This is a genomic window from Segatella salivae DSM 15606 (assembly GCF_000185845.1).
GTDB classification, from domain to species: Bacteria; Bacteroidota; Bacteroidia; order Bacteroidales; family Bacteroidaceae; genus Prevotella; species Prevotella salivae.
This window is the reverse complement of sequence record NZ_GL629647.1, coordinates 2,913,313-2,920,053: the sequence shown is the minus strand read 5'-3', so window position 1 is coordinate 2,920,053 and position 6,741 is coordinate 2,913,313. Positions and strand designations below refer to the sequence as shown.

The 6,741-nt window shown below is 41.2% G+C and carries 6 protein-coding genes and 1 pseudogene; all 7 read right to left on the bottom strand.

The genetic code is table 11. The annotated features are described in order from the left end of the window. Positions 1-935, bottom strand: a 935-nt coding sequence (locus tag HMPREF9420_RS11410; RefSeq protein ID WP_007135864.1) for a phage integrase SAM-like domain-containing protein, incomplete at its 3' end; no start/stop codon positions are given. A 632-nt stretch (positions 936-1,567) separates the two neighbouring features. Next, positions 1,568-1,948, bottom strand: a complete 381-nt coding sequence (locus tag HMPREF9420_RS11405) for a hypothetical protein (RefSeq protein ID WP_007135862.1) — start codon at positions 1,946-1,948, stop codon at positions 1,568-1,570. 586 nt (positions 1,949-2,534) lie between these two features. Beyond that, positions 2,535-3,611, bottom strand: a complete 1,077-nt coding sequence (gene aroC, locus HMPREF9420_RS11400) for a chorismate synthase (protein WP_044078950.1) — start codon at positions 3,609-3,611, stop codon at positions 2,535-2,537. Positions 3,612-3,634: 23 nt separating this feature from the next. Further along, complete coding sequence (locus HMPREF9420_RS11395; protein WP_007135860.1) at positions 3,635-4,207, bottom strand: FKBP-type peptidyl-prolyl cis-trans isomerase; 573 nt, start codon at positions 4,205-4,207, stop codon at positions 3,635-3,637. 234 nt (positions 4,208-4,441) lie between these two features. Beyond that, positions 4,442-5,347: a dihydroorotate dehydrogenase gene (locus HMPREF9420_RS11390; protein WP_007135859.1), complete on the bottom strand. Its 906-nt coding sequence runs from the start codon at positions 5,345-5,347 to the stop codon at positions 4,442-4,444. Next, a pseudogene (locus tag HMPREF9420_RS11385) lies at positions 5,335-6,112 on the bottom strand (dihydroorotate dehydrogenase electron transfer subunit). The gene HMPREF9420_RS11390 and the pseudogene HMPREF9420_RS11385 overlap by 13 nt, the downstream one beginning before the upstream one ends. Before the next feature lie 58 nt (positions 6,113-6,170). Next, positions 6,171-6,638 carry a helix-turn-helix domain-containing protein gene (locus HMPREF9420_RS11380; protein WP_007135857.1) on the bottom strand — a complete coding sequence of 156 codons (468 nt, stop codon included), beginning with the start codon at positions 6,636-6,638 and terminating at the stop codon, positions 6,171-6,173. Between the last annotated feature and the right edge of the window lie 103 nt (positions 6,639-6,741).

Sequence of the window (6,741 nt, the reverse complement as noted above, 5' to 3'; positions counted from 1 at the left end):
CTCTTGTACTTCTCTATTATTCTGATGGCTTCGGGCAACAACTTGATACGGCAAAGTACGCCTGTCTTCTGCCTGTTGAACTTCAGCCAAAGACTTCCCTCATCATCACGGACAAGATACAATCTGCTTAACTCCATCAAATCGCAATAGGCAGCACCCGTATGGCAAGCAAAGACAAACAAGTCCCTTGCGGTTCCCATTTCCTCCTCCAGCTCTTCAAACTCTATATTCATTAGTCTGTCAAGCGAACACCTGTCAAGTGCTTTGGGAAGTTTCTTGTCGCCTTTGCTTACCTTGATTTTGTCAAACAACAAAATATCGGCTAATCCTTCACGATAAGCCAATCTACACACCGTTTTCAGATGGGTAGCGGCATTATAGAACGTACTTTCCTGAAACCCACAAGTATCCATAAAGTATTGTTGGAAGTCGTATATGAATTGCTCAGTAAGCTGTGAAAATGCCAAATCAGAAACATTATACCTCTTTTGTATAAAGTTCTGCAAATGGGTACGAGTGGAATAGTAGCCAAATATACTTCCCTCCTTGATGTCAATGCCGATATGGTTTTCTTTCTCTTTGATGAGCCTATCCATTCTTTCAATAAGCATACATTTAGATTGAACGCTTCCTTGAAATACTTCCTTTACATCAGTTGCATCAAATGGGCAACCTTTGGATAGCAGAGATTGATAGGCTGTTTGGACGGATAGCAGCAGACTTTCCAGCCTGCCGTTCACTTCCACTGCCTCACGGCTCTTGCCACTCATTCTACTCTCACGAGGACTCCACAAATCGGGGTTGCAAGACAGTTTGCAACTGAACTGCGCAATACTCCTACCAAGTGTTATACGTCCCATGATGGGAGCCTTACCCGACTTGTCCATACCGCTCTTTTTGAGGTAGAGCAACACCTTCATCTTTTCTGTTTGCATACGCTTTAATCTTTATGGGCAAAGTTACCCGAATTAAAGCGTTCTTTACTTATGCAGAAAACTGCCGACCAAAGCAACAAACACACGAACCAAATAATTTCAGTTACCTATATCTGCATTTCGTTACCTATTCCCAATCTTGGTAATGATTTAGTAACTGAACTTCTGCTTAAATCCGCACTTTCCTGCCTTTTACAAATAGAGCAGTTTTATGCAAATCGTTTCATATCCTATTCATTATCAGTCAGTTTGCACAAACTTCTATTTTTCTTCATTTTCAAGGATTAGTTGCATTCTAATTTGCCACTTTTTACCGAACAAACTATGGCTTTTTACCGCGTAAAACAGGTGAGATTGAATTACGTTATGCACAAGAGAATATCCTCTAATGAAATTGAAAGAGAGTTGGTTTGTTCATGGGCAAAGGATAGCATGACACACAAGGCATCAGAAATAAGGTGAAAATAGTGGATAAAATCAATCCATGGTAGATAAGAAATAAGGTATCACGCTGCCTATTATTAAGCGTTTTTAAGGACAACTATTTTTAATCGACACTATAAAACAAAGAAGGCCAGATATCTGTTTCACCAGATATCCAGCCTGTTATATTTCTCTCTCTTAAACCTCGACTACTTATTCAAACCACGATTATTCATCGTTGTGTTGAGCAACAAAAGATATTTGCTGTACTGACTGTTGTTCAAGATATAGTGCATATACTTGAGATTCTTCTCAATGGCTTTGTCAACCATACCTTTACGCTCATCTTTTGGAGCATTAGCTGCATTCATCATCTCGATGCAGAAAGTCTTATGTACGTCTTCAATGCTTTCCAATTGATCCATTGACAAGCCAAGAGCCTCTGCAAGTTTGCTGTAATTAACGCTCATATCGTAAGCTGCTACAGTGTTAGTTGCCTTTGTGTTCTCACCTTCGGCAAACGCCATTGTCATACTCATCAATGCTACAAGTGTCAAAATCATCTTCTTCATAATCTCTTTACCTTTCATTTCGTTTAGAACTCCTACCTTGTTTCAGAGTTCGAATTATACATATTATTTTGTTCCTAAAAACTCTTTATCTCTTAAAGACATTGCAAAGGTAGACCAAAATCACTTTACTTGCAAGAATTTATAAGATTGTTTGCGTAAACAGATACTTTTATTGATATAAATCAACAATACATATTACGAATTAAAAGCAAAAGTATTGCAAATAAAATAAATTGTATTTTTAAGTTGAATTCTGCTTCATGATTTACTCCTTATTATATAATCATTGCACACAATAACAGGGAAATGACCATTAAATAAGCAAAGAAGTTGGAGCAAGACTATAGCCTTGCGTCATTTTATGCCACTAACGAAATCATTGAAAGTAGGCCTCCACACTGCGTTTTAATAGTATGCAGCTCGCATGATGACAAAATAAATGAGGGTAGTCAACTGACCACCCTCAACCAACACAAAAACTAAACTAGACTTAACTAAAACGATTACCGATTCTCTCGAACCTCTTAATCGTTGATGCAAATGTAATATCTTCTACCATTAAATCGAAAAAATTGAATAAAAAACAGCAAAAAAAACGCTATTTCTATATTTTTATGGTCAAATTTAGAAGATAATTGTCTAATATTACCATAGCTGCCATTGCTTCAACAATGGGAACTGCTCTTGGCAACACACATGGATCATGACGTCCACGCACATTGATTGTCGTTTCATGCCCATGGATATCTACGGTATTCTGTGGCATGAGGAGGGTGGCAACAGGCTTGAATGCAACACGAAAGACAATATCTTGTCCGTTACTGATTCCTCCTTGAATGCCTCCACTATTATTAGTCAGGACTGAGATTTGGTCATTTTTGTTCACAAACACATCATTCATCTCACTTCCTCTATGCCCCACTCCAGCGAAACCCATACCATATTCAAAACCTTTTGCCGCATTGATACTCAACATTGCAGCCCCCAATTGGGCGTGAAGCTTGCCAAATTCGGGTTCACCAAGCCCCACCGGACAGCCTTGAATAACACAAGTGATAACCCCACCGATGGTATCTCCTTCGGCTTTTACCTGCTCAATGAGCGCTGCCATGCGTGAAGCGGTGGGCTGATCTGGGCACCTCACATCGTTGTTATCAATGGTATTGAGGTCATAATCCTGGTAGTTGCGCTCGAGAACAATGTCACCTACCTGAGAAGTATAGGCCTTGATATTGATTTTCAACTTGCGAAGTGCGAGCTTAGCCAAGGCACCTGCCACGCAACGCGCTATTGTAATACGGGCTGAAGAACGTCCACCTCCGCGATGATCACGTAGGCCATACTTCATTTGGAGCGTGAAATCGGCATGTGACGGACGGAAAATGTCGCGCAGATTATCATAGTCTTTCGAATGTTGATTAGTGTTATAAACAGCAAAACCAATAGGCGCACCAGTTGATTTTCCTTCAAACACACCACTCAAAAACTCCACATGATCGGGTTCTGTGCGGCTCGTGGTGAGCTTACTCTGGCCGGGACGTCGTCGGTTTAGTTCGTGTTGAACGAACGCTTCGTCGATTTCTACTCCGGCAGGCATACCATCTACCACTCCCCCTACAGCCACTCCGTGACTCTCACCAAAAGTGGTCAGCGTGAATATATTGCCGAAACTGTTCTTCATTAGCCCCATTTCTTCACCTTATATTAATGGCAACCGCCACCACATCCACCTTCACAACCGCCTTCACTGCAGCCGCCTCCACAGCCAGAACAGCCACCTTCGCCGTTGAGCATACTCATATATTTAGAGATTTCCTCATTCGTTGCCTCGCGACTCTCTAAGATTTCGCCAACGAAATTCAATGATTTGCCTGCCAATGGATGATTAAGATCAACCTTTACCTTGTCGTCTGTAATGGCCAAAACACGGGCATTAAAGCGGTTTCCATCTTCATTTTGCAATGGAATAATGGCATCTACCACGATATGTTCCTCGTCAAACTTACCATTTACGCTAAAGATTGCCTTGTCAAGTTCAAGTACATGCTCGGGATGATGCGTCCCATAAGCTTGTTCTGACGTAAGCGTGAAGTCGAAATGATCACCCTTTTTCAGGTCAACCAAAGCCTGTTCAAAAGCTGGAATCGTAATACCAAAACCACTGATAAACTCGAATGGGCGACCTTCTATCGTCTCTTCTACCAATTCTTTCTTGCCATCTGTCACATCATAGAGTGCATAAGAGGCTGCGATGTACTTATTATTATTCTGTTCCATTTTATTTATTATTATTTATTTTATTTCTGTTTGATTGATGTTTACTTCCGTTTTACAACTCATTTTAGTGAACTTATCACGTGATTATTGCTCATTTGAAGCGCATTCAGACCTTATCTGCCACGTGTTCACACTTCGATAGCGACATCTATCCCCCCAAATAGTTGTATACATACATTGTCTTAGGCGATTAAACGCTATCAAATAGGCACATGCCTCGTGCGAGATTTGCAATTAAATCACACCGATAATTTCGCTAACACTGCTGCAACCATGGGCATCAAGCCAAGTATTCAGTCCATCTTTCACCTTCTTTGTGATGGTAGGATCAACGAAATTAGCCGTCCCAATCTCTATAGCCGTGGCACCACACATTAGGAATTCGATGGCATCTTCTGTGCTGCTGATTCCTCCTAAGCCTATAACAGGAATCTTAACTGCATGTGCAACATCATAAACCATACGCAAAGCAACAGGTTTAACGGCTGGACCGCTCAACCCACCAGTACGAATACTCAGCAAAGGTTGACGCTTTTCAATGTCTATAGCCATACCCATGAGTGTGTTAATCAACGACACAGCATCAGCTCCTTCAGCCTCACAGGCACGCGCAATTGAGGCAATGTCTGTAACGTTTGGCGAGAGTTTGACAATCAAAGTCTTGTGATAAACAGCCCTAACGGCCTTTACAATGCTTGCTGCTCCCTCGCAAGTTACACCAAAAGCCATGCCACCTTCTTTGACGTTTGGACAGCTGATGTTAAGTTCTATGGCTGGAATAGCCTCAAGAGTATCTATTATTTGTGCACATTCTGCATAGGTTTCAGCACTGTTTCCGCTTACATTGACAATCATATTTGTGTCAATATCCTTAATCAAAGGATAGATATGCGTGGCAAAATAGTCTACACCTTTGTTCTGAAGTCCAACGCAATTAAGCATTCCACTGGCTGTTTCGGCCATACGAGGATAGTCATTTCCTTGACGCGAATGAAGCGTTGTACCCTTCACAATGATGCCCCCAATCTCGTCAAGTGGCACCAAGTCGGCAAACTCTAAACCATAACCAAAAGTTCCCGAAGCTGTCATCACGGGATTCTTCAATGCTAATTGATTTATCTTTACACTTAGATCTGCCATAACAACTGATTAATATTTAACACTGGTCCGTCTGTACACACACAGCGATTCCCTTCATTTGTCTTCTCAACACAACATAAACACGCACCGAGACCACACGCCATTTTATTCTCCAAAGAGACTTCACAAGTGATGCCATTAGCCTTTGCATAGCGCGCAACACTCATCATCATAGGCTTTGGTCCGCATGTAGCGATGCGCGAAAACTTTTCTTTTTGGAGCACCGAATGATTGGTAACAAATCCTTTTTCGCCCAAACTTGCGTCTTCAGTCGTAATAAAAACGCGTCCAAGTTGATTGAATTGGTCAAGTTCCAAAAGGTCCTCGCGCGTACGTGCGCCTAATAAGAAGGTTGGAGTTCCACCTCTTTTCTTGATCTCATAGCCTAAATGGAGCAAGGGAGCAATACCAACTCCGCCTCCAACTAACAGCATTTTTTCATTTGAATCGGCTGGAAGTGTAAAGCCATTCCCCAAAGGATAAAGACAATTTAGCTGTGAGCTAGGCTTGAGTTTCCCTAATTGTCGGGTACCATTTCCAACCATTGCGATAAGTAACCACAACTCGTTTTTCTGGTCATCTACGAAGTTTATTGAAATGGGGCGCCGAAGATAAGTTGACGGAGAATGGTCAACTCGTACTTCAACAAACTGCCCCGGCGTTATCTCGGGTAGAGGTTTGTCTGCCATAAGCTTTTAAAAGCACATGCTTAGGGCTAAGCATCTCTACCGATGTTACCGTCAGGTCTTGAACGAATTTCTTCATCTTTGCTTTTGTAATAGGTTAATGCAAAGATAAGAAAAAAAACTAAATAGAACAATAGTTAACTCTTTTGAGGGACAAAAGTCTCCCAAGTACTGTCATCATAAAAGACCCGAATTTCGACAATCTTACGTTGCTTATTGTCAATTATTTTGGTAATTATATTATGGTTATTATTGCGTGTCGAATCAACACCCTGCGAATTACTTTGGTTGGCAGGTGGAGTTGTAACAACATTTGAGGCTTCTTCAAAGTCAACCATTAACTCTTGTGGAGTGGAAGGGGTTTTTTCCGTGGTTGACTCTGAATCAGATTTGCCAGTCATATACATCGGACCAGAACCAAACAAAAGCCAATCGGTTGACAAAGTAGGAAGCTTCGACTTGATTGCTTCAGCTATAGCCAAGGTCGGTTTGGTCCTCCCAGTAAAGATGCTACTAAGAGAAGCCGGTGAGATTTGTATGAACTGAGCAAACGTTTGTTGAGTCATGTGCTGACTCTCCATTATCATTTTTATTCTATCTTTCATAAGCTTGTAAGACGTAAAAAGGGAGATTTACCCCTAATTTCATTGATTTTACAAAAGTAAAACAAAAAAACGAGACGTGCAACAATTGTATACACTATTTTGA